Genomic DNA, 26,869 nt, shown 5'->3' on the forward strand with positions numbered 1-26,869 from the left:
CGACTTCGTAAGCCGCCACTTCGCTTCGATCGCAATGACGATGTGGGTGGAGTTCGGCACACGTCGCACGCTTGAAACGCGACCGGGACGTCCAAGGCTTTCTGGAGTCGGTTTCGGCAGCTCCTGACGACTAGGTCTTCTTCCGAGCGATGCTCGCCGCAAACGCCTTCATCAGCTCCGCATCCGCCGCCTCCCCCTTCGCATCCTCCGCGAGGTGCTCGAACCACCTCGCAAAGCCCTCATAGATCAGGCCCGCCGGATGTTCCGGGCCTAGGAATCCGGAAATCTCCCGCATCTCGGCGACCCAGCGATAGGCCTTCGGGATCATATCCGGCAGCGCGACTTCGAGCCGCGCCAAAATCGCGGGCTGGCTCTGCGCGAGTTCGTCGCGGAGCGCATCCGCGGCGCCTGCTTTCGTCGCCGCAATCACCATGGCCGAGCCGATGCCGGCGAGGCCCTTGACGATGCCGGCGTAGGACATCTTGAGCGCAGAGGCCGCGCCCACCGGGCCTTCGACGATCCGCACGTCGAGGCCGAGATCCTTCAGCACGGCGACGTCCTTGGCGTGCTCGCCCGACATGTAGAAGGCCGGGCTCTTGCCACCTCGCTGCGGCGGAAAGCCGATGATGCCGGCATCGACGAAGGGCGCCTGGGCCGAGCCGATGATCTCCTCGATCCGCTGCACGGTATCGACGTTGACCGCGTTGCAGTCGACCACGACCGGCTTCTTCGCACGCCGGACGATCAGCGACGCAAGGCGTTCGGCCAGCGCGACGGCTTCGCCCGGCGGCACGATCGAGAGGATGACGTCGGCGTCCGCAATCTCATCGTCCTCGGCGCCGACCATGCCGGCGTCTGCCGCCCGTTTCAGCGTCGCCTCGCTCCGGCCCTTCAGCGACGTCAGCACGCGTGCGCCGTTTTCGCTGAGCCGGCGGGCCACGGCACTGCCCATGGCACCGGGGGCGAGGATCGCAATGGTTTTGGACATCGTGCACTCCAGGTCGACTTCCGAGCGGCACGCTCGGCTCAACCCGAGAATAGCAGAGGCCGAATGCGGCCGCGTGGTCGTGGCCATCCCGCGACGGAATGGCCCTACTCCGCCTTCGCAGGCTCGGGTTGGAGCTTGGAGGCATTGGCAATACGCGCGGCGTTCGCCACGCCGGCAAGCGCCGCCGCCTTCTTCGGATCGGGTGCCGAGCCCGGCTGCACCACGCCGGCCGACATGATCAGCGTCGCGGCATCCTCGGCGCTGAGGTCGACCTCGATGATCTTGCTCTTCGGAACATAGAAGAAGAAACCGGTGGTCGGGTTTGGCGAGCACGGCAGGAACACCGAGACGTGCTCCTCCTGTCCCGGCAGGTTGCGTGCGATGTCCTCGTTCGGCGATTGCGAGATCAGCACGATCGACCACATGCCCGGCGAGGGAAATTCGACGAGGCCGACTTTGCGGAAGCTCGAGCCTTTGCCCGAGAACAGCGTCTCGAACACCTGCTTCAGGCCGCGGTAAATGGCACGCACCGCAGGGATCCGGCCCAGGAAGGTCTCGCCGACATCCACCAGCGTGCGGCCGATCAAATTGGCCGCGAGGAAGCCGACCAGCGTCAGCGTGAAGAATGCGACAATCAGCCCCCAGCCGGGGACGCCATAGGGCAGATAGGTTTCCGGCCGATAGGCCAGCGGCACGAACGGCCGCACCACGCCATCGACCCAGGTGACGAACCACCAGACCAGATAGAGGGTGATCGCGATCGGTCCCGTCACCACGAGGCCGGTGAGAAAATAGTTGCGGAAGCGGCCCATCAGGCCGGTATGCGGTTCCGGAACGGGGTCAAGAGGCGCAGGCGCGTCGTCGCGGGGGGTCATTCGGGTTCCAGGTCGGTCGCTTCAAACAAGCTAGGGTCTTCTAGCAGGTTTTGGAAGACTGCGACTGACCGATATCCCGTCTGCCTACTCCACAGTCACTGATTTCGCGAGGTTGCGCGGCTGGTCGACATCGGTCCCCATCACGACAGCCGTGTGATAGGCGAGCAGCTGCACGGGGACGGCATAGACCATCGGCGTGAAGGCCGCTGCCATATCGGGCATGACGATGGTGACGAGGGACTCGACGGTCGCCTCCGCTGCGCCCTTGGCGTCGGTCATCAGGATGATGTTGCCGCCGCGCGCGGCGACTTCCTGCATGTTGGAAACGGTCTTCTCGAACACGCGGTCGTGGGGTGCGATGACGACGACCGGCATGGTCTCGTCGATCAGCGCGATCGGCCCGTGCTTGAGCTCCCCGGCGGCATAGCCTTCGGCATGAATGTAGGAGATCTCCTTCAGCTTCAGCGCGCCTTCGAGCGCCAGCGGGAAGCTGGTGCCGCGACCGAGATAGAGCACGTCGCGCGACTTGGCGATCCGGTGGGCGAGCTTCTCGATCTGGAGCTCGGTGGTGAGCGCGTCTGCCATCAGGCGCGGGACCTCGACGAGGCCATGGACCAGCTCGGTCTCGTCCTCCTCGGACAATTTGCCACGGGCCTTGCCTGCCGCGATCGCAAGGTTTGCCAGCACCATGAGCTGACAGGTGAAGGCCTTGGTTGAAGCAACGCCGATCTCGGGACCGGCCAGCGTCGGCAGCACGATTTCGCTCTCGCGCGCGATCGTCGAGGTCGGCACGTTGACGACGGCGATCGTGTGCACGCCCTCGGCCTTGGCATAGCGCAGCGCCGCCAGGGTGTCGGCGGTCTCGCCCGATTGCGAGATGAAGATGGCGAGGTCGCCCTTGCGCAAGGGCGTCTCGCGGTAGCGGAATTCGGAGGCGACGTCGACCTCGACCGGCACACGCGCGAAGCGCTCGAACCAGTATTTTGCGACGAAACCGGCATAGCTCGCGGTGCCGCACGCCGTGATGTTGATGCGCTGGATGTTCTTGAAGTCGAAGGGGAGCTTGACCGGCAGCGCGACGCGCTCGGTCGCCATATCGACGTAGCGTGCCAGCGTGTGGCCGACCACTTCCGGCTGCTCGTGGATCTCCTTCGCCATGAAGTGGCGATAGTTGGCCTTGTCGACCAGCGAAGTCGAGGCGGCGTGCCTGATCTTATCGCGCTGGACGGTGTAGCCGTCCTTGTCGAAGATCGTTGCGCTCTTGCGGGTCAGCACGACCCAGTCGCCGTCCTCGAGATAGCTGATCGTATCGGTGAACGGCCCGAGCGCGATGGCATCGGAGCCGAGATACATCTCGCCGTCGCCGTAACCGATCGCCAGCGGCGGTCCGTTGCGGGCACCGATCATGAGGTCATTGTCGCCGGCGAAGATGAAGCCGAGCGCGAAGGCGCCGCGTAGGCGCGCCAGCGTCAGCTTGACGGCTTCCACCGGCTTGTTGCCGCGCGCCAGCAGATCGTCGACAAGATGCAGCACGATCTCGGTGTCGGTCTCGGTGTGGAACACCGTGCCCTTCGCCTCGAGCTCCTCGCGCAGCTCGCGAAAATTCTCGATGATGCCGTTGTGCACCACGGCGACATGCTCGGTCGCGTGCGGATGGGCGTTGTTGACGGTCGGCTTGCCGTGGGTGGCCCAGCGGGTATGCCCGATGCCGGTGGTGCCCTTGAGCGGCTCGGCCTCGAGCCGCTTCTCCAGATTCTTCAGCTTGCCCTCGGCGCGGCGACGCTCCAAGTGCTTGCCCTCGAGCGTGGCAACGCCCGCGGAATCGTAACCGCGATATTCGAGACGTTTGAGCGAATCCACCAGTTGCTCTGCAACCGCTTCGCGACCGAGAATGCCGACAATTCCGCACATGCGGATCACTATCCCCCAAATCCGTCGAAAAATCGCCTAAACGACGCGCTCGATTTTTAGCGAAGTTCCCAAGTAACCGGAAACTCAATAATTATTGCTGATTGAGACAGCACGGGGCCCGCGCCCCCTACTTCGCCTGCGTCGAATTGGCAGGCCTTAAACCGCGCGCGTTAACTCGTTGTCAACATGTTTGACCAACGATTCCAGTCAGGAGAACAAGCCCATGAAAGGCTCGTCCGACCGCAAGGGTCTGTCGTCGATGTATCTGCGCGCCAGCGAGACAACGGGCACGCACCTTGCGCATTGGCCGCCGCCCCAGCGCGGCAAGGAAAGCAAGCCGGTCTTCGTCAAGCATGTGCGAGGCGAACCGGCCAAGCGCGCCAAGCCCCGCGGCTGGCGCCTGACCCGCGCCATCTTCTCCGAATTCGCCGACGACGAATAAGGCGGCATAAGAAGACCCCCAAGGTGAGGAGCGCGAAGCGCGTCTCGAATCATGAAGGCCCGCATCTCGCTCGCGGCCATCCTTCGAGACGCCCGCTTCCTGCGGACCCTCAGGATGAGATCGGAGTATGCTGCGACACAATAGAAGCGCCGCTCATTTCTCCGGCTTCTTGCCGCCGGTCTTCATCTCGCGATAGCGAGCGGCGCCGCCTTCGCGGATGGTCTGCTGGTTGCGCTCCAGCGCCATCGCGTCGTCGGGTACATCCTTCGTGATCACGGAGCCCGAGCCGATATAGGCGCCGTTGCCGATTGTCACCGGTGCGACCAGCGAGGAGTTGGTGCCGACGAAGGCGCCCTGCCCGATCACCGTCTTGTGCTTTTTGAATCCGTCATAGTTGCAGGTGATGGTGCCGGCGCCGATGTTGGAATTGGCGCCGACGGTGGCGTCGCCGATGTAGGAGAGATGGTTGACCTTGACGCCGGCCTCCAGCGTCGCCGCCTTCGTCTCCACGAAATTGCCGATGCGAGCGCCGTCGCCGAGCGAGGTGCCGGGCCGCAGCCGCGCATAGGGGCCGATCGACACCTTCTTGCCGAGCTTGGTCTCGACGATATGCGAGAACGAATGGATCACCGTGCCGTCCGCGATCGACACGCCGGGGCCGATTACCACGAACGGCTCGATGGTCACGTCCTTGCCGAACACGGTATCGGCGGACAGATACACCGTCTCCGGCGCGATCAGCGTCACGCCGGCCTCCATCGCCGCTTTGCGCAATCGCGCCTGCATCACGTTTTCTGCTTCGGCAAGCTGTGCCTTGGTGTTGATGCCGCGCACCTCGTCCTCGCTGGTCTCGATCACCACGGCCTCCCATCCCTGCTTGCGGACGATTTCGACCGCGTCCGTCAGATAATATTCGCCCTTGGAATTGGCATTACCGATCTGTCCGAGGATGTCGAGCGCCCGGCGCCCATCGATCGCCATCACGCCGGCGTTGCACAGCTCGATCTTGCGCTCCTCTGCGCTGGCGTCGGCCTGCTCGCGGATCGCGACCAAACGCTCGCCCTCGACGATGAAGCGGCCATAACCGGTGGGATCGGCGGCGCGGAAGCCGAGCGCGGCGATTGCGGCGCCCCTTGCGAGCGGCGCGCGCAGCCGCGCAAAGGTCTCGGCCGAGATCAGCGGCGTGTCGCCGAAGGCAATGAGGAGATCATCCGCGCCTCGCGCGATTGCCTCCCGCGCCGCCAGCACCGCATGCGCGGTGCCAAGGCGTTCGCCCTGCACGAAGGTGAGCGCGTCGGGGCGGATGCGCTTTGCCTCCTCCACGACTGCCTGATGATCGGGGCCGACCACCACCGCCAGCGAGCTGCCGGTTTCTTTGGGCGCCGCAGCGAGCACATGGGCGAGCAGCGTCCGAGAAGCCACGGGATGCAGCACCTTCGGCAGGCTCGATCGCATGCGCGTGCCTTCGCCGGCGGCGAGCACGATCGTGAGACTGGAACGGGCGGTCATCGAAATCCTGACAGATAGTGCCGAATCAATTGGCGCGACGGGCAGCGAGGCCCTCAGAAGCTATCGCCTTGCTACCCCCGCAAACGCCCGGAATTCAAGTGCGGCGCGCTTTTCCTGTTAATGTTCCCTGATTGATTCGGGGAAGCCGGACAGGGCTGGGCGCTTAATATTCATGGCAAAGGATTCCGACCCACTGGCGGATGCCTTCGGCACCAAGGAGACCGGCGGGCTGTTCTCCGGACTTCTGGCCGAGGAAAACGCGCTCGACCGGCGCATGATGTGGCGGCTGGGCTCGTGGGGCGTGGCGGCCGTGGGCGCCGTCGTCCTTGCCGTGATGGCCAACCAGGCCCAGCTCGGCTGGCGACGCGACCAGGTTGCGTCCGTCGATCTCGCGCGCCAGGCCGACCGGCTCCAGATGCTGACGAAGGAGAGCCAGAACGAGGCGCGCCGACTCGCCGCTGCCATCGAGACGCTGAACAGCGACCGCGACCGCCTGTATTCGCGCGTCACCGTCCTCGAGCAAGGGCTCGATTCCGTCACCGGCGCCATTGCCAAGCAAACCGCCACGCCGCTGGGCCTGAAGCCGCAGGACGCAGCGCCAGCACCCAGCGTCGCGCCGGTCGCCTCGACTCCGACACCGGCGGGCGAGAAGCCGCGCACCGAAGCCGCCAAGGATTCTCAGAAGGACACTGCGAAGGAAACGTTGAAAGAGCTGGCGAGCCCACCGCCGCAGACCGCGGCCGCCGCCTCGCTCGTGCAACAGACGCCGGCAATGAACTCCGCGCTGCCGACCATTCCCCTGGTGCCGTCCAAGTCGCTCATGGCGCCGCCGGATCCGGCCGCATCGAAACTGGTTCAACCCGAGGCAGCTGAAAAGCCCGCTGAGAAGAAGGCCGAGCCGGCGTCCGGCGCGGCTGAGGTCGTCGCGGCAGCAACCAAGCCGCCGGACGCAGCCGAGAGCGAATCCGCAGCGATCGCGGTTCAGCAGACGCGCTTTGCGATCGATCTCGGCGGCGCCAACTCGATCGACGGCCTGCGCGCGCTCTGGCGCAGCCTGACCAAGTCCAATCCCGAGATCGCCGCGCTGCGGCCGATCATCATGATCAAGGAAGGCACCACCGGCCTCGGCATGCAGCTCCGCTTGGGGGCCGGCCCCCTGGTCAACGCCGCCGTCGCGGCAAAATTCTGCGCCGGCCTCGCCGAGAGCGACCGCCACTGCGAGACCACCATATTCGACGGCCAGCGCCTGTCGATGCGTGGCGGTCAGGACAAAGCGCAAGAAAAAGCGCAAGAAAAAGGGCAAGAAAAAGCGCAAGAGAAAACTCAAGACAGGGTTCAAGAGAAGAGTTCGGAGAAGAACCAGGACGCGGTCCCGCAAGCCGAAACCGCGCCCCCGCCGAGCGCAAAGCCCGAGAAGCCGCAGCGCCGCCGCAGCTATTCCTCAAAACGCTCGAAGCACGAGGAGCCCGCGCCCGCTCCCGCGGCGCAGCCTGCGCCGGCGCCGGCGAAACCGGAGGCGGCGTCAGCATCCACAGGATCGACGCTGTCGTCGTTCTTCAGGCGCTAGGATGGACTCCGCTTCCACCTGAACGCACGCTGAATGACGGTATCCTGTCGCGCGCGCAGGCGGACTCAATTCTCAGTCCGTCAGGGAAACCAGCCGCCGATTGCCAAGTTGTCCCGGTCGCGAACCGAAGCGGCCGACATGCGAAATCGCTCGTGCCCGCCTCCATGACCAAGGAAGACACAGGTGAAGACATTCATCATCGCAACGGCAGCTGTTCTCGCGGCATCCGCCGGACGGCGCCGACCTGGTCGGCGCCGTTGCCTTATCCGAGCGCATGGCGCGCGCCGCAAGATGATCGGTCAAAGGGATTGTAGCCCGCGCATCGAACAGAAACTTCGGCCTGCCCTGTTGCCTGCCCGCGCCATCCCGACCATATTGCCGCCATGACCAAAAAGCCCTTCCGCCTCACGCCCTACCAGGTGCAGTTCCTGATCGTCGTCGGCTTCGTCTCCGTCGGCTATGCGCTTTATCTGCGCTATCTCGCGATCGAGCTGTCGCAGGTCGCGCTTGCCTGCGACGCCGGCCTTCAGACGCTGATCTGCAAGGGGCGTTCGGTTGCGACCGTGCTGTTCAAGAATTCGGTGTTCGGGATCGTCGCGCTGGTGGTGGCGACGCTGAACCTGATGCGACCGTCGATCGTTCTGCTCACCGTCGGCATCGTCGCCGCCGGTCTCGGCATCGTGCTCTACAATGTCGTGCTGTCGGGCCTGGCGATCGGCCTCTTCATTCTTGGATTTGCTCGGCCCGCGCCCGCCACAGCGTGAGAGCGAACAAGAGATAGATCGCGCAGGTCCACAGCGACTGCCAATTGTCACGGCCTTCGTTGACCAGCACATACGCGGCCGACAACGCCAGCACGCCCGCGAACGCGGCTTCCGCGATCGGACGCTGGCCGATCTGCGGCCGGTTCAGCATCAAAAGCGCGAACGGCACCACCGCCATCGTCAGCGAAGCGTAGGGAAAATCCTTGTAGCGCGGGTCGAACACGAAGCCGAGCGCGGTCGCTGCCGCGATCACCGCCGTCGCCGCGAGCGTGAGGCCGAGTACCGCGGTGAGCTTCGACCATTTCCGGCCCTCGCGCGGGCCGAGCAGATCGAGGAAGGTCGGAAGGCTGCGGCCGATCACCATCGCCTGCGCACAGAAGATCGGCGACAGGATGCCGGCAAGCAACAGCGCGCCCCAGAGCAGCCAGCCGCCGATCCCGTAGCTCTCGTAATACATCTTGTCGGCGCCGATCCCGAGCAGGATGCCGGCAGTCGTCGCCGAGATGCCGACGCCGAGCCAGGACGAGAAGCGTGGCGTCCACGGCCTCCGGCGCAGCGTGATCAGTGCGACGGCGAACACCAGCACGGAAAGGCCCATGCCCGCGCCCATGTACCATTTCCAGTACGGGAAATTGCTGATCGGCTCTCCCGGCGGATATTTCAGGCTCCGGCGCACCGAGTCATACAGGCCCCAATAGCCGCCGACCGTGCCTTCCAGCCTGCGCTTCCACGGCTGGTCGTAGGATTCGATCAGATTGACGCGAAACTTCTGCGCCTTGGCAAGGCTCAGGATTTCCGAGACGACACGCGCCTGGTTGGTTCGCGACGGCAGCGCGCCGTCGCGCATGCGGCCCTCGCTCGGCCAGCCGGTTTCGCCGATCAGGATCTCCTTGCCGGGGAACGCCACCGCCATGCGCTCGCGGATCGCCTCGACATGGGCGGAGGCGAATTTCGCCCTCACGGGGAAATCCTCCCAATAAGGCAGGATGTGGATGGTGACGAAGTCGACGGCGTCGGAGACCTCGCGATTCCTCAGCCAGTATTCCCAGACGTCGGCATAGGTCACGGGCACGCTGACCTGCGTCTTCACCAGGCGGATGATCGAGACGAGATCCGCCGTCGTCATCTCACCGCGCAGCAGCACCTCGTTGCCGACGATGACCGCGGTGATGACGTCGGGGAATTGCTTGGTGAGGCGAATGGCGAGCCCGGCCTGTTCGAAATTCTTGGTGCGGTTGCTGGAGAGCCAGATGCCCTGGAGCACTTTCAACCCGCCGATCTTGGCGGCGATCGCCGGAACCTGATCGAGCCCGTTCTCCATCGAATAGGTGCGAACGCAGTCGGTGATTTGCTTGAGCTGGCGCAGGTCCTGCTCGATCTGGTCGGCTTCGATATGAGTCCATGCGTCCAGCGGCGACTGCTCGCCGCGGAACGGCGCGTAGGAGACGCATTGGACCTTGTCGGCGGGATCGATCGGGGCGCGCGCGAGTGTGATCGGCGTGGCAAGCCACCACCACACGGCAGCGATGGCACCCAACGAAACGAGCAGAAGCGCCAGTGGCGTACGAAGAGAAATCGGTTCCGTCCTCCGCGAAGGGTCCGTCGATTACCTGCTCGCACGCCATCTGCCAAGGGGGTGGTCCAAATGCCGATCCACTCTGCGGATCCGCCCTCCCCCAAAAGGAATCTCGCTGCGGCCGTTCGACCGTGCTCTAGGATTGTGACTTTGCTGGACAAAATTCGAAATACAGGTCATGGACTCGCAAAGACTTTTCCGCCGCATTGGAGACCCATTTGGACGCCATCACCGGCGCGTCCGCGGGATCTGATGCGGACGGCCAGCGGATACATTGGGGAATTCATGCGGCAACGGGTGTTCGAGTCACGAAATGCGGTCCTGCGGCAGTTCGCCGCCACCTTGGCCGTCTCCTCCCTTCTCCTTCTCGCCGGTCTTGGCGGCGTCTCCGCCCAGAGCGGCACACCCACCCCTGACCAGGGCAAGGCGGCTGCCCAGCCCGCCGACGCCGCCGCCAAGGATGCCGCCCAGAACCAGCGCCGCACCGACGAATTCGCCGAAGCGGCCCAGGTCATCAACGGCCCGGCCGGCAACCCCGAATGCGTCTGGCTCGGCCGGCGCGTGGTGCGGCTGATGTGGCGGGATGATCTGGACACCGCGTTTCGCCATCTCGACCTCTACGACCGTTTCGGCTGCCCGGGCGGCCACATCCAGGCCGCGTTCCGCTGCCTGACCCGATTCGGCGGGCAGATCGACCCCAAGGTCGCCGAAACGCTGGACAGCCGCGTGCACGCGTGCTGGATCAATCCGGCCGCCCAGCCGCAGCAGGCGGCGGCCACGGCCTCTCAGCCGGCGGCACCGGCAGCCGGCAATTCGCCGGCACCGCAGCCGGCCGCGAGCCCCTCGCCTGCAGCAAGTCCGACGCCGGCGCCGCAGAAATAGACGAGGGTCGTTTCACCTGCCGTTCAGGAACGATCAGCCATAGACGCGGTTGGCACTGCCGCGCGTCGTTCGAAAAGACCATGCCCTCATAAGGACATGAGGCCATGACAGTTGTGAAACCGCGCGGCAGAGGTATGCTCCCTTTGCCGGGGACACGGTCGGATCTCGGGGTCGGATCCGCTTCCCTGCCACCTCAGCCCCTTTTGGTTTAGCCGCGATGCGCGTTGTCGCCGCCGTTCTGTTGCTTGTGTCCGCGCTTCACGCTGGTCTGTGGGGAGTCCTGCGCGACCAGAAACCCGCGCCCGACTTCAAGGGCCTCCTGCCCAGTGTGTCCTACGCACCGTTCGAAGGCTCGGCCCACCCCGACATCGACAACATTCCGACCGTCGAGAAAATCCGCGCCGACCTGAAGACGCTGTCGACCATGACGCGCGCGATCCGCCTGTATTCGTCCACGGGCGGCGTGGAACTGGTGCCGCCGATCGCCGCCGAGTTCGGCCTCAAGGTCACCGTCGGCGCCTGGATCGACAAGGACAAGGATCGCAACGAGCGCGAGATCAAGGCCGCCATCGAGCTCGCCCGCAAGAACAGCAACGTCGTCGGCGTCGTGGTCGGCAACGAGGTGATCTACCGCGGCGAGCAGAAGGTCGAAGACCTCATCGACATGATCAAGAAGGTGAAGGGCTCGGTCCGCGTGCCCGTCACCACCGGCGAGATCTGGAATATCTGGCGCGACAATCCGGACCTTGCCTCCAACGTCGATTTCATCGCCGCGCACGTTCTGCCCTACTGGGAAAACTTCCGTTCGGACCAGGCGGTCGACCAGGCCGTCGACCGCTACAACCTCCTGCGCAACCTTTTCCCGGGCAAGCGCATCGTGATCGCCGAGTTCGGCTGGCCGAGCCAGGGCTACAATTTGCGTAACGCCGATCCGGGCCCGTTCCAGCAGGCGCTGATCCTGCGCAACTTCGTCACCCGCGCCGAAGCCATCGGCATGGAATACAACATCGTCGAAGCCATCGATCAGCCCTGGAAGTTCTTCGAAGGCGGCGTCGGCCCCTACTGGGGCATCCTCAATGCCAGCCGCGAGCCGAAATTCGCCTGGACCGGCCCGGTGGAAAACCCCGACTATTGGAAGCTGATGGGCATCGCGCTGTTGGTCGGCGTCCTGCTGTCACTGCCGATCCTGCGGATCGAAAAAGCGACCGCGAAGCAGGCCTTCCTGCTCTCGGCGACCGCCAACGGCGTCGGTGCCTGGGCGGCGACCGTGTTCGCGTTCTGGAACAGCCATTACTTCATCTTCGGCTCGGCCTTCGCGCTGACGCTCGGCATGATCCTCCTTGTTCCCCTTGTTCTCATTGCGATGGCGCGCATCGACGAGATCGCGGCCGTCGCCTTCGGCCGGCCGCCGCAGCGGCTGCTCTCCAAGGGCAAGCCGGTCGAGAACGTGCCGGAGAATTACTATCCGAAAGTCTCGATCCACATCCCCGCTTATTTCGAGCCGGTCGACATGCTCAAGCAGACGCTGGATGCGCTGTCGCGGCTGAACTATCCGAACTACGAATGCGTGGTCATCATCAACAACACGCCGGATCCCGCCTTCTGGCAGCCGATCCAGGACCATTGCCGTGCGCTCGGTGAACGCTTCAAGTTCATCAACGCCGAGAAGGTGCAGGGTTTCAAGGCCGGCGCGCTGCGCATTGCGATGGATCGGACCGCGGCGGATGCCGAGATCATCGGCATCCTCGATGCCGACTATGTCGTCGAGCCCGACTGGCTGAACGACCTCGTGCCGGCATTCGCCGACCCGCGCGTCGGCCTCGTGCAGGCGCCGCAGGAGCATCGCGACGGCGATCTGTCGATCATGCACTACATCATGAACGGCGAATATGCCGGCTTCTTCGACATCGGCATGGTCCAGCGCAACGAGGCCAACGCCATCATCGTGCACGGCACCATGTGCCTGATCCGCCGCGCCGCGATGGACATGGCCGGCGGCTGGTCGTCGGACACGATCTGCGAGGATTCCGATCTCGGCCTTGCGATCCAGGAGCTCGGCTGGACCACCCACTACACCAACACCCGCTACGGGGCTGGCCTGTTGCCCGACACCTACGAGGCCTTCAAGAAGCAGCGGCACCGCTGGGCCTATGGCGGCCTCCAGATCGTCAAGAAGCACTGGCGCCGTTTCCTGCCCGGTTCGAGTCGGCTGACGCCCGACCAGAAGCGCGAATATGGCTTGGGCTGGCTCAACTGGCTGGGCGCCGAAAGCCTCGGCGTCGTCGTGGCGCTGCTCAACCTCGTCTGGGTGCCGATCGTCGCCTTTGCCGACATCGCCATCCCCGACAAGATCCTGACGCTGCCGATCATCGGCGCCTTCATCGTCTCGCTGGCCCATTTCCTGTCGATGTACCGCGCCCGCGTCGCGATCAAGCCCGGCCAGATGCTGGGCGCCATGATCGCGGCGATGAGCGTGCAGTGGACGGTGTCGCGCGCGGTGGCGCAGGGCCTGATCACCGAGCACATCGCCTTCGCCCGCACCTCCAAAGGCGGCCTGTCCAGGATGTCGATCGAGTTCCAGGCGTTCTGGGAGGCCGTGATCGGCACCCTGCTGGTGGTCGGTGCCGGCGTGCTGATCGCCTCCAACAGCTTCCGCCAGATCACCGAGATCTACATCTTCGCCGGCGTGCTGGTGCTGCAAAGCCTGCCGTTCCTCGCCGCGGTCGCGATCGCCATCCTCGAGCTCAGCCGGATCAACTCGTTCCAGTTCTGGCGCGACAGCGCCATCCGCACTGCCGAGCTGATCGGCCTGCGCCCGGTCGCCCTGCCGACCCCCGTCGGCACGCCACAACCCGTGCCGAGCGAGGTGCGGCGGGAGCCGACGTGACGGGCGGCTTGTCCATCCTCGCTGTCCGGCGTGGATGACGGCCCGCCAATCAGGTTGAGAATCCCGGCTTAAGCCAACGATTCCGCGAGCAAATCTTCGTCCCTGCCAAGACTTTCGGCAACCACGCCCGCTATTGACCTCAGCGTCCCATCCCCCTACACAGCCCGGACCGAAAGCATGATCCGGAAACGGCCGGTTTTCCCCGCGACGCAAACTTGAAGCGCAGCGGCAAGACATGCTTCTCGAATGTCCGAACACGATGGCGATCTCGTCAAAGCCATCAGCGGCCATGGGAGCGCGTAGCTCAGCCGGTAGAGCACGTGACTTTTAATCACGGGGTCCTGGGTTCGAGCCCCAGCGCGCTCACCAAGCCGGATCAATGAGTTAGTTTAGATCGCAAGCCCACTGAAAAAGCTCTATGTGGGCACCGTGTTGGCAAATCGATTACGCGCGTGCGCAGCGCTCCGAGATATATGCCACTCAGCTCGGCAGTCCTGCCCGTAGCTTCCTTGCACTCGGCATTACGCCTCACCATAGGAACGTCTCCCTTCGGGATGCTTTCCGGAAATGGGACGAGCCGGAGCTGGCGAAGTTGGAGGTGCGGCCATGAAGCGGCACGCCATGAGCAAGCATTTCGGTAATGGCGCCGGCCACGTACTGCGCCAGCACAACAGTGCCGTGCTGCTGTTCAGCTGGCGCGGCAAGCCTGACGGATCGGCCAGCTATGTCGAGCACATCAACCGCTACGTCCGCAATGGCGTGGAATATCCCAGCCTTGCCGCCCTGCTCCGCGCCGTCGAGGCCGAACACGCTTACAAAGAAAACTGATATGCAGCTGCCCCGCAGAACGTCCCTACGCTCTTCTTCATTGGCTCAGATCAAACCCACGATGATCAAAACGCCGATCTCAATCAGTAGGAGCGCACCCGTTGCTGCGGAGACGAGACACAAATCACCTAGTGACAGGTGCATGATTTGCCTCACACTTTGCCCTAGAAGCGGCCTTACATCCTTGGCTGCAAGCAGGGCGGGATAATGGGGCCGCTTCTAGGAGGTCCTTGACGCGTTCGTCCGGCGCCAAGTGATTCTCATTCTAATCCAAATTTAAATCACGTCCAGCATTTAATTTATTTAATTTGGCTTATTGTCTTAATGTTTAATCGAGCCGCATCCGGACGATGCAGGCTGCTGATCACTGCGTGGAGCATCGTGATCGGCCGTACCGTCGGCAGAAGCACTGGAACGACGGACCGGATTGCGAGCGATGGGCGCGGAGCCGCCCTGCGCACGACAGCACCGCCGGATATGGCGACCACACGGCGGCGCTATTCCGTTTCGTCGCTCTGTGAATGCGCTGCCAGTGCTTTCCGCGCCTGCTGTTCGATGACCCTCACCGCCGCGTCGACGACCTGCTCGTGGGCCTCGTCGAGAGATTTGTCCCTCATCCAAGCATACACGTAGACCGCCAAAGCATCCTGCAGTGTCATGGCAGGCTCCTCTCTCGAACAGCGTCGTATGACCGTTCGGAATGATCCTGCTTTACGCACACCAAGGCAATCAGATGGAGCCTTTAAGTCGAGGTTAAGATTGATAGCAGCAATGCAATTCAAATGTACGTCTCCGGTGGCGCTGCCAAGCGTTGCGCGAAGACAGAGCGATGTTCTCAGCGAGTGGTACGGGTTGAGCTCTTGTTCGTGCAGCCTCAACGGTAAAAGGTTACACGTCAGGCCATCGCAACCATCGTGCTTCAACCATCGTGCTTCTTGGAAATTTGTCATCGGTGGCTGTCTTGTCGTACCGACGCCTGCATCCCAACTCACCATTGCAGGTCACATGTGCGGAGAAAGGGAAACCATGCGTGTATTGTCGGTGGCACTCCTCGCGGCGGCTTCGCTCACCCAGGCCAATGCAGAGGTGAAGATGAAGGACCCCAGTCCTTCGTGCAGCTATACGATAGCGAGCGTGGAAACGTACCAGGTGCCCGCGGGCCAGACTCTTTGCTGGCGCGTCCCCCCGCCTTCCTACAGGACGTACACGCTCCTGCGTTGCGATCCGCCATTTCAGGAACTCAATCGGGTGCAACTGGGCGATGGTCGCTGCAACAAGTACGAAGAACGGCAATAGACGGCGGCCGGATGCGCATCCTCGGTGGCGGCTCGCGTCGAGCGAGGCGAAGGAGACCGTTCGCGCGGGTCCAGCTTAGCGCGGATATCTTCTGAGTGCTTCGCTTGACTCGCCTTCAACTCTCCGGAGCCGCGCTCGCAGCCGGCACACTTCCCAGTTGAGTCTTTCGGCCACGCTCGAACGCCGACGAAATTGCCTACTCTTGACCGGACGTCATTGTCCGACGTTCGGCGGCCGCGCCAAGCGCTTCTTTGGCCGATCGGGATTTGCCGATGACGATTTGGACTTCGCACTCCTGCGAATTGCTGCGGCCGGTTTGCCGTCGAGCCTTTGCCGCTCTTGCATTTGCTCGGCCGCGATCACGCGGGAGCGCAAATCTTCAAGCTCGGAACGACCGAAAGCCAGCTCGTCCCCACGCTGCTTTAGGACAGCGGTGCGATCACAAGTGCCCATTGACGCCCCCAAGGCCCGACCGACCGGGAAAACCATGCAAGCGAGAAAACGCGCTGGCGAGGGTACAGTTCCTGCTTGGAAGTGCTGTCCAGGGGTCGCAGCGGCCTGCGCTGCAAAACGGCTCACCGACCCCAATGTCGCGAACGCTTAGAGGGCCAGCTTTACGGGATACGATCGATGGGTCGGGCTATCGCCAATGACGGCCCCGACCGTGGGGGCATTTGGGGTGTGGAGGCCGGGGCCGCTGGAGGTGCTTGGGCCTTTGGGAAAGGCCAAAGCCTCGAAAGACTAGGAAAAATCGGCAATCGCTTCTGTTCGCTTTCGGACATTGGTTGTACAGTTCCGCTTGCGGAGGACGGAGCCAGTTACCGATGAAGGATTATCTGGCCCAGCTTGAGAACTTCGGAACGATGCCGCTGAATGCGCCCTGGTCCGCGATTTGGCGACAGATCCCGCCAAGCGCGAAGTGTTCGACCGGCTTGCGTGCCACCTCACGATCCTGGCTGACCATGTTGAAATGGCGATGCTTGAGCGGAAGACCGGGACTGCCCCGTCGGCCTAAAAGCGTGCCGCCGCTAATCCAGCGGGCCAGGTGAGCGCGGACGCCAGCTGATTTCGTGTCTCCAGCTTTCGGAGCCGCAGATGCGGCTCAAATATGAGCACAGGAACGTTTCGACCCGCGGTGAGTCCTACAGGCGCAATCCATCCCGTATTCCTCGTGGATCGAATGATGGAAAAAGCACTCGCCTATGCCATCTCGGCGGCCCTCGTCGGCTTCGGTCTCCTGATCTTTTTCGCCGGCTTATCCTCCAGTTCGCCAGCCTTATGGACAATCGTCGCGCTGGTCCCGATCACGATCGGGATCGTGAGCGCCTTTGGTCCTGTGTGAACGGATGTGGAAATCAGGCCTTTAGGTCAGCGCGTCTGTATTTTCCGAATCGGCAACTCGTGTTCGCTCTCTCGTAGTTTCAAACTGCGGGTGATGCGCGTGAGCCATTTCGTCTCGATGCTTCTGCTTGCGACAGCCCTGGTCTTGACCTTGTGCTTCGGAGTGGCAGCCTGGCGCCTCTCAGCGGACAAAGAGGCCGACATCACCGCCGCGATTTCACATCAGGACTACGGCTGGAGGTTAAGGCCCAACAATTGACGCTCTTGATTAGGGTGACATTGCAGCGCGGCCGCGATCCGATCGGTTTTCCTGCCAATCCTCAACCCCCTTCGTCGCAAAAGAGCGGCAGATTCCGATAGAGCACCGTAGTCCCCCCGAGATGAACTGCCCGCAGCATCCGCGTAGTGTGCCCTACCCCTGGGCACTTTGGCGATGATCCGTACAGCGCAAGACGGGCCGCCCGTTCTGATCTGCTGCAAGTGCAGACGGCCGATGACGTTCCTGGCCACGCTTCCCGCCATCCTCGATCTGCCCGCGGTACACGCCTTCCAGTGCCGCCCCTGTCTGCGCGTCGACAGCATTCCGCTGGGGTAGGCGTCGTGGAGCAGCGTGGTCCTCCCGGACAGTCCCCGTGGAGCGCGCCTTGCGGACGCATTTGTACTTGCAAGCTTGCAACGCCACCGCGCGGACACTGGCGTTCAGTAGGTAGGTCAGTATTCTTCTAAGCCCGCCAGAACGTCGATCAGCAATCCGAGATGAAACGGATCGATAGTTATCGCGAGGCGCTACGAAGCGGTTCGTCGCTGACGAAGATGTCGCTTTCGCATTCACGCATGCGATTCAGACGGCAGCAATTTTGTGTTCTGGATCGGAGACAACGAGTCGATCTTGGGGAGATGCGGTTCAAGAGCACACTCTGCCGCGCCCTGCTCGCGCCTCAAAATGCTTGCCGGAGCGAGACAGCCGCCGCTTGGGCAGGATAGTCTCCACATCGTCATGGCCGGGCTTGTCCCGGTCATCCGCGCCTTGCCATGCAGCACAAGAACGTGGATGGCCAGGCCTTCGCCTCGCCGAAACGGCTTCAGCCGCGCAGGCGCGACGAGCCCGGGCATCACGACTTCTGATGAAGGTTCAAATGCGATTAGCCTGCCTCACTGGTGGAGAGGCAGCCGAGCCCGCGCCTCAGCTCTCCGGAGCTGACGTCGCAGCCGGCACACTCAGCGGGGCTCCGCCGACCGAAATGGGCCCTACGGGCTTGGACTCCCGAGCCAAGCGCTTCCGCATTGCCGCGGACAATCCATAGCGGGCATTCGCTCGTCGAATGGAGGACGTGACGTCCGACATCATTGCGTTTTGCAGCGAGTCGACCTTCGCGATCAGCGTGGACAGCTGCGAAGATATCTTCTTCACATCGACCCGCTCGTCCGTGATGCTCTGTCGCAGGGACAGCAGCACCATCGAATCCTGCTGCATCAGAGCTGCATTTTGCTGCAAGGCCTGATTGTTCTCCTGCAGCGATGCCGTGTGTTGCTGCTGGGCCGACTGGATCTCCTTCAAGGCGGCGACAACCGGATCCGGCTTCGGCGCGGGCGCTTCGCGGCGTGGAAGCAGCTCAGCCAGGCTGCTGACATTCAGCGGCGGCAAATCGGGCGGCAACGTATAGATGGCCGCGGCGCCGTTGATGGCCAGGGCACATACCGAGAGTGCCAAGACCGATTTCCGCCTGGAGCGCTTGATCGGTGCTGGAGCCTCCAGGGCCGGGGGCTCGTGCGCTGCGGCGGCGGCAGCAAGTGCTACCGCGTCGAGTTCTTCGGCGAAGCTTTGCGTTTCGAAGGTCGTGGTCACGTGCATTGACCCCAGTGAGCGAGCAACAGGAAGCCGCCCCTGGAACGTCCTCGCGACGAGTCCTTGTACGCAGCACCCAACTCCAACTGCCTAAAATTGTGAGCATTTCGGATTAATTTCACGTTAGCGACGCTGCTGGCCGACGGCTCAGCGACCCCGGCCGATTACGGGGTTGATGCGATGCAGGGACGAAGACAGCCGGGAAGCTACCCTGATGGTGCAGTCGCCCCGGCCCTGCGCTCGCGTCGAAACGGATTTTCCGAAGCTGGCAGAATACCCCTGTTTTGCCCGACGGTGCAATTGCTGTGTGCTGGAACTCCGGGGCGAGAGAATGCGGCATGCGCCGTTGGGCCCATCCTGATCACAGACCGACAGCTGTGTCGGCCCGGTGCAGCGATCGCGACCGACTTTTGCGCGATGCGGAAGACATTATGGCAGAAGCACTTAGCTACTGTGCATGGGGTTGTTCTCGCATTTTTGATGCGTCCTACCCCTCATCCAGCAGCTCGAACAACTCCTCCACGCGCTCCAACCACGCCTCCCGCATCGGGCTGTGGTTGAGCGCGACGATCCATTGCGCCGATCCTTTGCCCTTCGCTCGCAGACTATAGACCTGGCTTTATCGGGCTCGAACCGCGCCTGGGCGACACATTCGTTCGTCGCTCGACCTGCGCTTTGGCATCCAGCACCTTGTCTCCAGCTCGTGCGGCTCGCCGGTGACTGATCTGATCCGAAAGACTCGAGCCTCTCCCCGACAGACCGTGTGAACCAGCACCGGTGTTTCCTTGAGCCTGTGTCGCCGGCCGGAATCTGTCTTGGGAGGACGTTGAGCCAGTGGCCAGTTGATCCTCATTGCTCGTGCCGCTCCCAATGGCGCCGATGGGCAGGCCATTTTGGGCGTGACCAGCCCCGGCATTTCTCGCGGCCTGGGCTGCCGCCCGCGACCTCGCGGGCGTGGCGGGCTGAACGTTCGGATTGGCCGGTTCGCTGTTGGTGCCCGGATTTCCGCCGGTGGCGGTATCTTTCGTCCCCATCCCCGGGGGCGCTGAGGGAGCCGCATTGCCTGCACTCGTCCCCATTCCAGAAGGTGCCGACCCGCCAGCGGTATTCGGCCCCGTTCCCATGCCCGCCCCTGCGGACCCGGCATTTGCGCCGCCTGCTTGCGCCAGGACCAACAAACATGAGCTTGCGATAATCGCGACAATGACCGGAGGAATGGCATGGGACATCGGACAATCTCCTGCGCCAAGCCCCCATTAACTATAACGGTGTAACAGGGTTCCCGCCACGAATTGGCAATTGAAAAGGCCCGGCTGGTGAGCGACCTCGAATGCGCGATCCGCGCTGGCGATGACGTCAGGCTGCTGTCGAAGGAGGACGCCAAGGCGCGGGCGCCCTCACCCCTCATCCAGCAGCTCGAACAACTCCTCCACCCGCTCGAATGGCGCATCGCGCATCGGGCTGTGATGAACGACGCGATCGCCGTCGCGTTGCAGTGACTTGCCCCGCGACTTCCGCAAGCGCCCCGGCAGGAACGTTGCAGCCGCGGCCTCAGGCCCGACATCGAGCCGGATGATGCCGCGTCGCTTGCACTCGATCCTGAGCTTCGCCGCAGCGAAGAAGTCGCGGGCGATCTTCGGCAAAGGTCCGAAGCGGCGGGAGGTTTCCTCCTCGAGATCGTCGAGATCATCCTCGCTGCTGCATCGTGCGGCGCGCGCATAGAGCTCGAGCCGCACGGGCTCGGACTGCACGTAGCTCTCGGGGAGCATGTCCCCGACCGGCAGGTTCAGGTCGGGCACCCACACCGCGGCGCGCTCCTCATCGGCCTTCTCCGAAGCCATTTTCAGGAGGTGGCTGTAGAGCACGGGCCCGAACACCTGGACATGGCCCGATTGCTGCTCCGAGAACAGGTCGCCTGCGCCCCTGAGATCGAGGTCGCGCTCGCTGATGGCAAAGCCGGCGCCCGGCCGGCTGAACTCCTCGAGCACGGCGAGCCGCTTCTCGGACTGTCCGGACTCCGTCTCGGTCAGGAGATGGGCGAAGGCGCGGATGCCGCCGCGGCCGACGCGTCCGCGCAGCTGGTGCAGCTGGGCAAGGCCGAACTTTTCCGGCCAGCACACCACGATGGTGTTGGCGCGGGGAATGTCGAGGCCGCTCTCGACGATGTTGGTCGCGAGCAGGACGTCGGCATCGCCTTCGACGAAGCTCATCATGCGATCGTCGATCTCGTCGGCGGGCAGTTTGCCGTGCAGACAGACGATGCGCAGGTCAGGCGCCACCGCTCGCACCCGCGCCAGCATGGGATCGAGATCCTGGATGCGCGGACAGATCAAAAAGCTCTGGCCGTGGCGGCGTTGCTCGCGCAGCAGCGCGGAGGCAATGGCCGCATCCGACAGCGGCGCGATCCGGGTTGCGACCGGAAGCCGGTGCACCGGGGGCGAAGCGATCACGCTGAGATCGCGGAAGCCGGCAAGGCCGGCGGCCAGCGTCCGCGGGATCGGCGTCGCGCTCATCATCAGCACATGGACGTTCTTGGCGAGGCCGGCGAGCTTTGCTTTCTCCGCCGCGCCAAAATGCTGCTCCTCGTCGATGATGACGAGGCCGAGATCGTCGAACTTCACGTCCTTCCCCGTAAGCGCCTGGGTGCCGATCACGACCTTGATCCGGCCGCGGCGCAGTCCCTCCTTGGTCTCCCGCAGCTCCGCGCCCGAGGTCGCACGCGACAGGTTGCCCACCTCGATGCTGAACGGCGCGAAGCGCTTCTGGAACGTCGCGACATGCTGCCGTGCCAACACCGTCGTCGGCACCGCGATCGCCACCTGCTTGCCCGACAGCACCACCGCGGCCGCGGCCCGCAGCGCGACCTCGGTCTTGCCAAAACCGACGTCGCCGCAGATCACCCGGTCCATCGGATGACCGGATGCAAGATCGTCCAGCACGTCGTTGATCGCCTTGGCCTGGTCGATCGTCGTGAAGTAAGGGAAGCGCGCGACGAACTTCTCGTAGGTCGATCCCGGCGGCACCAGCTTTTCGCCGCGCCGCCGGCGGCGTTGGCTGATGTGCTTGGCGAGCACCTTGCCGGCGATCTGGATCTCGCGCTCGGCTTCGGTACGACGCGCCCACCATGTGCTGCCGTCCGCCTTGTCGAGCGCCAGCTTGCCGAGCTCGGTCGCGTAAGGCCACATCAAGGCGAGATCGGGCGGCGGCACCAGAACCGCGTTTTCGCCCGCGAACTTCAGGCGGATCATCTCGCGCATGGCGCCGCCGCCGGTGTTGACGGTCTGCAAGCCGTCGAGCACGGCAAGGCCGCGCTGGAGATGGACGACCACCGTACCCTGCTCGGGCACATCGGCATGGTCGAAGGCCGCGCTCCAGGCGCGCGCCATCGGTTGCGGATGATGGGCGCGGCTGCCGAGCACGTCGGACGCCGTCACCACGACCACAGGCTTCTTTCCTGGCAAGACGAAGCCTGCATCGAGATCGGCCAGCAGCGCCGTCTCGCCGTTCCGCCCGCGCGTCGCCTCGTCCCAGTCCTCGCAGCGCTGCGTCTTGATGCCGCTCATCCGCTCCATCACGCGCAGATCGTCCTCGTGCGCGGCGATGAGGATCAGTCGCGATCCGGCCCGGCGTGTCTCCTCGACGAAGGCCCGCAGCGCCTTCCTGGAGGACGTCAGCTTCGAAAATTCCGGAACGGGCTGGAACGACGCCGTCCGCGGCAGCATCTTCATGCCCTTGGAGAGCTGCTTCCAGTCGCGCCGCCCGAGATATTCGCGCTGGCGCTCGCTGCGCGGCGCGGCCTCCTCGATCGTGTCGAGCCATCCGTCGGCGTGCGAGGGGACGCTTGCATCGGCGATCCATTTGGCACCCGCGCAATAATCGAACAGGCTCGCGCGCTTGCCGCCTTTGCCGGCAAGGCCGAGCCGCTCCGACATGGGATCGACGAGCAGCTCCCTGGTCTCGAAGATGATCCGATGCTCATGCGGGTCGAACGCCACGATCCGTCTGATCGCATGCTGCGAATGCTCGATCCGGAACGGCCCCAGTGCGCCCGCGGGAAATATCTCGAAGGTCTGACCGTGGAACAGCGCTCCGCCTGGATAATCCGGTTCGTCGTCGAGATCGTATCCCAGGGCCGCGAGGCGAGTCTCGAGGTCCCGCTCGGAGAACGTGCCGCCCACCTTCAAGCTCAGGCTCAGGCGCGACAGGCTCGCCGGCGGCGGCAGGCGCTCCATCACCGCTTCCGCGGTCGACACCAGAAACAGGGGTTTCTTGGATCTTGCGAGGCGCCTCAGCACGGAAGCTCTGCGCCCCGCGAGCTCGTGCGACGGCTCCAGCTGATCGAACGGCAGCGTGTTCAATCGCGGAAACACCAGCACCTCGCAGGACGGGTCGAGCGCGTGAATGACGCTGCCCAGCCGCTCCGCCCTGTTCTCGCTCTCGGCGAGAAAGACGATGCCACTGCGTCCAGACTGCTTCCATTGTGCAAGCAGATGGAGGGCCATCATGCCGAGGGGCGACGAAGATGAGATCGTGGCGCGCTGCGATCCTTTGCCCTTCTTCGGCGCCTTCTTGGCCACCCCTGCCTTTTTGGAAAGCCTCACTTGAACCCGCTTCTGGTCTTGAACCGTCGCAAACTGAATGCGAGCCGCCTTCATCTCGAATCGGCAGCTCGCCGCCATGCATATGGGATTTGCCCCGCGAACGCATCCCTCGCAGGCAACGTCCGGGGACGCCATCGCGATCCCGGCAGTAGCAGGCACGAAAAAGCCCCAGCGCTTGGAGCCACGCTGGGGCGTTCGTTTAAAATGAAGCGGTTAAGCAATGACGTCTCCATAGCAGAGGTTTCGCCGCGCGCTTGTGAACTGGTTCACACGCGTACGCCAAACGACCTCAGTGCGAAGGCCTGAGGTCGCCAACCTTTATGGGGAAGGTTTTCTCGCGGCCCGGGGGCTTTTGGGGTTGGGGATGGGCCGGGAGCCAAGAATCTACGCGCGACGCGCAGAGTCGTTCCAAGGGGTCGGGCAGAAAGTCCACCGGCGCGACCTATCGGGAACGGGGTACCGCATGCTTTCCGGTTTGGGCTTGCGCAAGCGGCACGCTAGGATACCTCCTTTGACGGAGGCTCATTTGAAACCATTCATTTTCATCGGCGCCATCGCGCTGCTTGCGACGGCTCCCGCCCATGCACAGACGCTGGTCGATCCCAACAAGGTTGCTCCCGAATATCGCGAGGCAGCCGAGAAGCGCCGGGCCGAGCAGTTGCGCCAGCGTGAATGCGCGCTGAAGGCGGATCTCGAGAAGATACTGCCCAGGGATCGCACCGCCTTCCTCAACCATTGCCTGGACGCGATGGTGGCCAGGCAATAGCGGCTGGCTGACTGTCCCAACCGGTCTTCTGCCGTTGGCCGCGCGTTCTGCCGGCGTCCGGCCGCAAATGCATTCAAGCTTTCTTCAGATATTTCGGATCAGCTGACGATCCATTTTCAAAGTGATTGTTGTCCGCGCATGAGTTCGGTCCAGATTCAGTGCACGCGGTGCAAGAACGTGTTTCGCGATCGCGCCGGGCGGTTGCAGGACGGCTATTCCAGGCAATGTCCGAGTTGCGAAGTGGTGCTGTTCTTCGCCGAGGACTCCCAACATCCCTTCATCAAGCGGGCGATGCGCGATGCGCGCAAGGTCCGCAAGGAGATGCGGGAGGCCGAGGCTGTCAGGCTCGCGGCTCTGGAGCAGCTCGCGACGCGGTCGAGGTCATTCCCTGGGCGGACGCGATCGGCGGAACGCGAGGATTAGCTCAGCTCCGCCGCCGCTTCCTCGGGAACAGGCGGTCGCGGATGTAGCGCGAGGTCGGCGTCAGGCGGATGCCGCGGGGCTTCTGCCAGGCGGCGCGATCGATCTCCTTCTTGTCGCCGATCGCCAGCCTGCCCTTCGCAGACTTGGTGAGGAAGATCGCGTCGCTCATCTTGCGGCCGGAGCGCTTGTTCCTCGCCTTGACTTCCTTCCAGAGGCTGATCCTGCCGAGCTTCAGCTTGGGCAATTCCTCCTTGATCTCCCGCCGCAAGCAGTCTTTCTCCGACTCGCGCGCACGCTTGCGGCCGCCCGGGAACATCCACCGGCCGTCGGACCGGCGTCTGACCAACAATACCTTGCCGCGCCTGACGGCAACCAGCTTGGAAGACTTCGCCATTGCTGCCGTCATCGAAAACAGAATCGAGCCAATCGTAACTTGTCTAGTGGAACAGACAAGTTCGCGGCACACCTTGATCACAGGACGCCAGCCACCGGGGGCCTGGCGTGGCACGGCCGGCAGACCGCGCCGTTCGGGGGCGAGATCAGCCCTTGCCCGCCTCCGCCCGGTCCTCGGTCCTGATCCAGGCCATCATCATTTCCCAGGCCACCGACAGGACGATCGGGCCGATGAACAGGCCGACGATGCCGTGGGCGAGCGTGCCGCCGATCACGCCGACGAAAATCACGATGGTCGGGGTGGTCAGGCCGCGTCCCATGACCAGCGGCTTCAACATGGTGTCGATGAAGCCGACGACGACGAGAAACACGGTGAGGAGCAGCGCCGTGGTGACGTCCTTGGCGGTCCAGATCCAGATGATCACCGGCAGCAGCACGAGGAAAGCACCGATCTGTACGATCGAGAGCAACAGCACGATGAAGGCGAGAAGGCCCGCGCTCGGCACAGAGGCGAGCTTGAAGCCGATGCCGGCGAGCAGCGCCTGCACGATCGCGACGCCGATCACGCCCTGCGCCACGGCGCGGATGGTCGCGCCCGCAAGCGATAGGAAATGCTCGCTCTGTTCCGGCACGATGCGAAACAGGAAGCTGCGGCCGGCGGCGACCAGCCGCGGCCCATGCGGAAACAGGAAGCCGGCCACGAACACGGAGACGAGAAACTGAAGCGTGCCCACGCCGGCATCGCCCGCGAGCGAGAGCAGCGGGCCTGCCAGCGGCTGGAGATACGGCGCCACCTCGCGCACGACCGCCCGAACGTTGGTATAAGCTTGGTCCCAGAGATCGTAGAGCCAGGGGCCGACGAGCGGCCACGCCTTGAGCTGCTCCGGCGCCGACTGGAGCACGAGGTCGCCGGTGCCGAGCTGGTGCGCCAGCTCGCGCACGCCGTCCACCGCGCTGATGCCGAGCCAGGTCGCCGGACCAATGACGATGCCGAGCGTGATCAGGGTCAGGATCGCCGCTGCGGTCTTGGGCCGGCCGCCGAGGATCTTGGCAACCCAGCTGAACGCCGGATAGAACGCGACCGCCAGCACGCCGCTCCAGGCCAGGATCGGTACGAACGGGCGGATGATCAGGAAGGTCCAGATGATCAGCAGGGCGAGCAGGCCGAGCCGGATCACGAGCTGGATGACGTCCTCTCCCGTCAGGAGCTGACGGAGGTTTTTCACGGGCACAGCTTTCCTTGCGGCATGAACGCAACTTCCGGCGCTTGCGAGGCCCTGCCGTTATGCCAGCAACGCATCCTGCGTCAAGGCGACTGGAACTGCCCATGCTCCCGATTGGGAACAGATCGGGGCCATTCCGCATTCCGAGACGATGACGCGCCCTCCCGAAGAGCCTCTTGCACGCGCAGGGACGCACCGCGGCATCCGTTACTCTCTGAGGCCAAACGCCGCGCCCGGCTTTTGGCGCTATACCTATGCGATCAGGGACAAGGTCCGCTCCGGGCGAGTGCAAGGCAGGCTGTCGCTGCTCGCCATCAGACGGGTGCAGATGCTCATCGACCGGGACCTTCGAAGCGCTCGAGGCGGCTGATATGGATGGGCGGCGGATGGCCTCCCCTCCAACCCGGGCTTGGCTAATGGCCATTAACCGGATTTCCCCGCGCCAGTTTACGCTGCTGCAAACGCTGCTGACTACTGTGGATCGAGACCACCGAAACACATTCTGGGCAATGGCCAACAGCATCTGGACGATCGAAGAGTTCACCTGTGCGGGTTGCGGCATGAACTACACCGCGACCAGAGAGGAGCACCGCGAGGCCCACACCGGCAGCTTCAAATGCGGCATCTGTAGCGGCCTGGTGCACGCCTGGTCCGGCAAGCATCATTTCTTCGGCTGGCAAGCCGTGAAGACGAGGCCGCCTGTGTTCGGGAGGCGCTGGGCGGGCGTCGAGTGGTAAGCCGTCCACGGCGT

General features: G+C 63.9%; 21 protein-coding genes and 1 tRNA gene. 11 read left to right on the forward strand and 11 right to left on the reverse strand.

Annotated features, from left to right (window positions below; translation table 11 throughout):
- Positions 1 to 130: 130 nt before the first annotated feature.
- The 3 genes from P6U28_RS13775 to glmS all read right to left on the reverse strand — a co-directional run bounded on the left by P6U28_RS13775 (position 131) and on the right by glmS (position 3,774).
- Positions 131 to 988 (reverse strand): DUF1932 domain-containing protein, encoded by an 858-nt coding sequence (locus P6U28_RS13775; RefSeq protein ID WP_407122448.1) that lies wholly within the window; start codon positions 986 to 988, stop codon positions 131 to 133.
- Positions 989 to 1,092: 104 nt separating this feature from the next.
- Positions 1,093 to 1,863, reverse strand: a complete 771-nt coding sequence (locus P6U28_RS13780; RefSeq protein WP_122403204.1) for a DUF502 domain-containing protein — start codon at positions 1,861 to 1,863, stop codon at positions 1,093 to 1,095.
- Positions 1,864 to 1,947: 84 nt separating this feature from the next.
- Positions 1,948 to 3,774, reverse strand: coding sequence for a glutamine--fructose-6-phosphate transaminase (isomerizing) (gene glmS / locus P6U28_RS13785; protein ID WP_407122450.1), 1,827 nt, complete (start codon positions 3,772 to 3,774; stop codon positions 1,948 to 1,950).
- A gap of 223 nt (positions 3,775 to 3,997) precedes the next feature.
- Between glmS and P6U28_RS13790 the strand changes: the two genes are divergently transcribed.
- A complete protein-coding gene (locus P6U28_RS13790) occupies positions 3,998 to 4,216 on the forward strand; it encodes a hypothetical protein (protein WP_122406665.1) in 219 nt (72 codons plus the stop codon).
- Positions 4,217 to 4,369: 153 nt separating this feature from the next.
- On the opposite strand, the gene glmU is transcribed toward P6U28_RS13790, so the two are convergent.
- Complete coding sequence (gene glmU, locus P6U28_RS13795; protein WP_407122452.1) at positions 4,370 to 5,725, reverse strand: bifunctional UDP-N-acetylglucosamine diphosphorylase/glucosamine-1-phosphate N-acetyltransferase GlmU; 1,356 nt, start codon at positions 5,723 to 5,725, stop codon at positions 4,370 to 4,372.
- Between the two features lie 172 nt (positions 5,726 to 5,897).
- On the opposite strand from glmU, the gene P6U28_RS13800 reads away from it, so the two are divergent.
- Both P6U28_RS13800 and P6U28_RS13805 read left to right on the forward strand, forming a co-directional pair.
- Positions 5,898 to 7,292, forward strand: a complete 1,395-nt coding sequence (locus P6U28_RS13800) for a hypothetical protein (protein WP_407122453.1) — start codon at positions 5,898 to 5,900, stop codon at positions 7,290 to 7,292.
- A gap of 383 nt (positions 7,293 to 7,675) precedes the next feature.
- Positions 7,676 to 8,056 carry a hypothetical protein gene (locus P6U28_RS13805; RefSeq protein ID WP_407122454.1) on the forward strand — a complete coding sequence of 127 codons (381 nt, stop codon included), beginning with the start codon at positions 7,676 to 7,678 and terminating at the stop codon, positions 8,054 to 8,056.
- Here P6U28_RS13805 and P6U28_RS13810 read toward each other — a convergent pair.
- The gene (locus P6U28_RS13810) at positions 8,016 to 9,593 is read right to left on the reverse strand and encodes a beta-(1-6) glucans synthase (RefSeq protein ID WP_407122455.1); all 1,578 of its coding nucleotides are present in this window, start codon (positions 9,591 to 9,593) and stop codon (positions 8,016 to 8,018) included. The two genes, P6U28_RS13805 and P6U28_RS13810, sit on opposite strands and share 41 nt — an antisense overlap.
- Positions 9,594 to 9,917: 324 nt before the next feature.
- Here P6U28_RS13810 and P6U28_RS13815 point away from each other — a divergent pair, with 324 nt between their 5' ends.
- From P6U28_RS13815 to P6U28_RS13830, 4 genes are all read left to right on the forward strand, one after another.
- On the forward strand, positions 9,918 to 10,514 hold the full coding sequence (locus tag P6U28_RS13815; protein WP_122406664.1) for a beta-1-3, beta-1-6-glucan biosynthesis protein: 597 nt from the start codon (positions 9,918 to 9,920) through the stop codon (positions 10,512 to 10,514).
- Positions 10,515 to 10,731: 217 nt separating this feature from the next.
- Positions 10,732 to 13,401: a glycosyltransferase gene (locus P6U28_RS13820; protein WP_122403198.1), complete on the forward strand. Its 2,670-nt coding sequence runs from the start codon at positions 10,732 to 10,734 to the stop codon at positions 13,399 to 13,401.
- 293 nt (positions 13,402 to 13,694) lie between these two features.
- Positions 13,695 to 13,770: transfer RNA gene (locus tag P6U28_RS13825), tRNA-Lys, on the forward strand.
- A gap of 237 nt (positions 13,771 to 14,007) precedes the next feature.
- The gene (locus P6U28_RS13830) at positions 14,008 to 14,229 is read left to right on the forward strand and encodes a hypothetical protein (protein ID WP_122403197.1); all 222 of its coding nucleotides are present in this window, start codon (positions 14,008 to 14,010) and stop codon (positions 14,227 to 14,229) included.
- Positions 14,230 to 14,726: 497 nt separating this feature from the next.
- Here P6U28_RS13830 and P6U28_RS13835 read toward each other — a convergent pair whose 3' ends face one another.
- Positions 14,727 to 14,888 (reverse strand): hypothetical protein, encoded by a 162-nt coding sequence (locus P6U28_RS13835; protein ID WP_160118827.1) that lies wholly within the window; start codon positions 14,886 to 14,888, stop codon positions 14,727 to 14,729.
- Positions 14,889 to 16,705: 1,817 nt separating this feature from the next.
- Here P6U28_RS13835 and P6U28_RS13840 point away from each other — a divergent pair.
- On the forward strand, positions 16,706 to 16,867 hold the full coding sequence (locus tag P6U28_RS13840) for a hypothetical protein (RefSeq protein ID WP_407122457.1): 162 nt from the start codon (positions 16,706 to 16,708) through the stop codon (positions 16,865 to 16,867).
- 827 nt (positions 16,868 to 17,694) lie between these two features.
- Here P6U28_RS13840 and P6U28_RS13845 read toward each other — a convergent pair.
- The 3 genes from P6U28_RS13845 to P6U28_RS13855 form a co-directional block, all read right to left on the reverse strand.
- Positions 17,695 to 17,979 carry a hypothetical protein gene (locus P6U28_RS13845; RefSeq protein ID WP_407122459.1) on the reverse strand — a complete coding sequence of 95 codons (285 nt, stop codon included), beginning with the start codon at positions 17,977 to 17,979 and terminating at the stop codon, positions 17,695 to 17,697.
- A 70-nt stretch (positions 17,980 to 18,049) separates the two neighbouring features.
- Entirely contained in the window at positions 18,050 to 18,718 is a 669-nt protein-coding gene (locus P6U28_RS13850; RefSeq protein ID WP_407122460.1) for a hypothetical protein, read from the reverse strand.
- A 1,391-nt stretch (positions 18,719 to 20,109) separates the two neighbouring features.
- Positions 20,110 to 23,217 (reverse strand): DEAD/DEAH box helicase, encoded by a 3,108-nt coding sequence (locus P6U28_RS13855; RefSeq protein WP_407123064.1) that lies wholly within the window; start codon positions 23,215 to 23,217, stop codon positions 20,110 to 20,112.
- A gap of 622 nt (positions 23,218 to 23,839) precedes the next feature.
- Between P6U28_RS13855 and P6U28_RS13860 the strand changes: the two genes are divergently transcribed.
- Positions 23,840 to 24,079, forward strand: coding sequence for a hypothetical protein (locus P6U28_RS13860; RefSeq protein WP_122403191.1), 240 nt, complete (start codon positions 23,840 to 23,842; stop codon positions 24,077 to 24,079).
- A 138-nt stretch (positions 24,080 to 24,217) separates the two neighbouring features.
- On the forward strand, positions 24,218 to 24,502 hold the full coding sequence (locus P6U28_RS13865; protein WP_407122461.1) for a hypothetical protein: 285 nt from the start codon (positions 24,218 to 24,220) through the stop codon (positions 24,500 to 24,502).
- 1 nt (position 24,503) lies between these two features.
- On the opposite strand, the gene P6U28_RS13870 is transcribed toward P6U28_RS13865, so the two are convergent.
- Both P6U28_RS13870 and P6U28_RS13875 read right to left on the reverse strand, forming a co-directional pair.
- On the reverse strand, positions 24,504 to 24,896 hold the full coding sequence (locus P6U28_RS13870) for an NUDIX hydrolase (RefSeq protein WP_122403189.1): 393 nt from the start codon (positions 24,894 to 24,896) through the stop codon (positions 24,504 to 24,506).
- Between the two features lie 145 nt (positions 24,897 to 25,041).
- On the reverse strand, positions 25,042 to 26,121 hold the full coding sequence (locus tag P6U28_RS13875; RefSeq protein ID WP_407122462.1) for an AI-2E family transporter: 1,080 nt from the start codon (positions 26,119 to 26,121) through the stop codon (positions 25,042 to 25,044).
- Positions 26,122 to 26,627: 506 nt separating this feature from the next.
- Between P6U28_RS13875 and P6U28_RS13880 the strand changes: the two genes are divergently transcribed.
- A complete protein-coding gene (locus P6U28_RS13880; RefSeq protein ID WP_407122464.1) occupies positions 26,628 to 26,855 on the forward strand; it encodes a hypothetical protein in 228 nt (75 codons plus the stop codon).
- Positions 26,856 to 26,869 lie beyond the last annotated feature (14 nt).

The sequence above is a fragment of the Bradyrhizobium sp. STM 3561 genome (assembly GCF_045571455.1).
Classification (GTDB): Bacteria; Pseudomonadota; Alphaproteobacteria; order Rhizobiales; family Xanthobacteraceae; genus Bradyrhizobium; species Bradyrhizobium vignae.

Coding starts and splice junctions, on each gene's coding strand:
- P6U28_RS13835 (WP_160118827.1), bottom strand. CDS start 14,888: ATGACACTGCAGGATGCTTTGGCGGTCTACGTGTATGCTTGGATGAGG.
- P6U28_RS13845 (WP_407122459.1), bottom strand. CDS start 17,979: ATGCCCGGGCTCGTCGCGCCTGCGCGGCTGAAGCCGTTTCGGCGAGGC.
- P6U28_RS13880 (WP_407122464.1), top strand. CDS start 26,628: ATGGCCAACAGCATCTGGACGATCGAAGAGTTCACCTGTGCGGGTTGC.
- P6U28_RS13870 (WP_122403189.1), bottom strand. CDS start 24,896: ATGGCGAAGTCTTCCAAGCTGGTTGCCGTCAGGCGCGGCAAGGTATTG.
- glmS (WP_407122450.1), bottom strand. CDS start 3,774: ATGTGCGGAATTGTCGGCATTCTCGGTCGCGAAGCGGTTGCAGAGCAA.
- P6U28_RS13790 (WP_122406665.1), top strand. CDS start 3,998: ATGAAAGGCTCGTCCGACCGCAAGGGTCTGTCGTCGATGTATCTGCGC.
- P6U28_RS13815 (WP_122406664.1), top strand. CDS start 9,918: ATGCGGCAACGGGTGTTCGAGTCACGAAATGCGGTCCTGCGGCAGTTC.
- P6U28_RS13830 (WP_122403197.1), top strand. CDS start 14,008: ATGAAGCGGCACGCCATGAGCAAGCATTTCGGTAATGGCGCCGGCCAC.
- P6U28_RS13850 (WP_407122460.1), bottom strand. CDS start 18,718: ATGCACGTGACCACGACCTTCGAAACGCAAAGCTTCGCCGAAGAACTC.
- P6U28_RS13865 (WP_407122461.1), top strand. CDS start 24,218: ATGAGTTCGGTCCAGATTCAGTGCACGCGGTGCAAGAACGTGTTTCGC.
- P6U28_RS13855 (WP_407123064.1), bottom strand. CDS start 23,217: ATGATGGCCCTCCATCTGCTTGCACAATGGAAGCAGTCTGGACGCAGT.
- P6U28_RS13775 (WP_407122448.1), bottom strand. CDS start 988: ATGTCCAAAACCATTGCGATCCTCGCCCCCGGTGCCATGGGCAGTGCC.
- P6U28_RS13780 (WP_122403204.1), bottom strand. CDS start 1,863: ATGACCCCCCGCGACGACGCGCCTGCGCCTCTTGACCCCGTTCCGGAA.
- P6U28_RS13800 (WP_407122453.1), top strand. CDS start 5,898: ATGGCAAAGGATTCCGACCCACTGGCGGATGCCTTCGGCACCAAGGAG.
- glmU (WP_407122452.1), bottom strand. CDS start 5,725: ATGACCGCCCGTTCCAGTCTCACGATCGTGCTCGCCGCCGGCGAAGGC.
- P6U28_RS13805 (WP_407122454.1), top strand. CDS start 7,676: ATGACCAAAAAGCCCTTCCGCCTCACGCCCTACCAGGTGCAGTTCCTG.
- P6U28_RS13840 (WP_407122457.1), top strand. CDS start 16,706: ATGATGGAAAAAGCACTCGCCTATGCCATCTCGGCGGCCCTCGTCGGC.
- P6U28_RS13820 (WP_122403198.1), top strand. CDS start 10,732: ATGCGCGTTGTCGCCGCCGTTCTGTTGCTTGTGTCCGCGCTTCACGCT.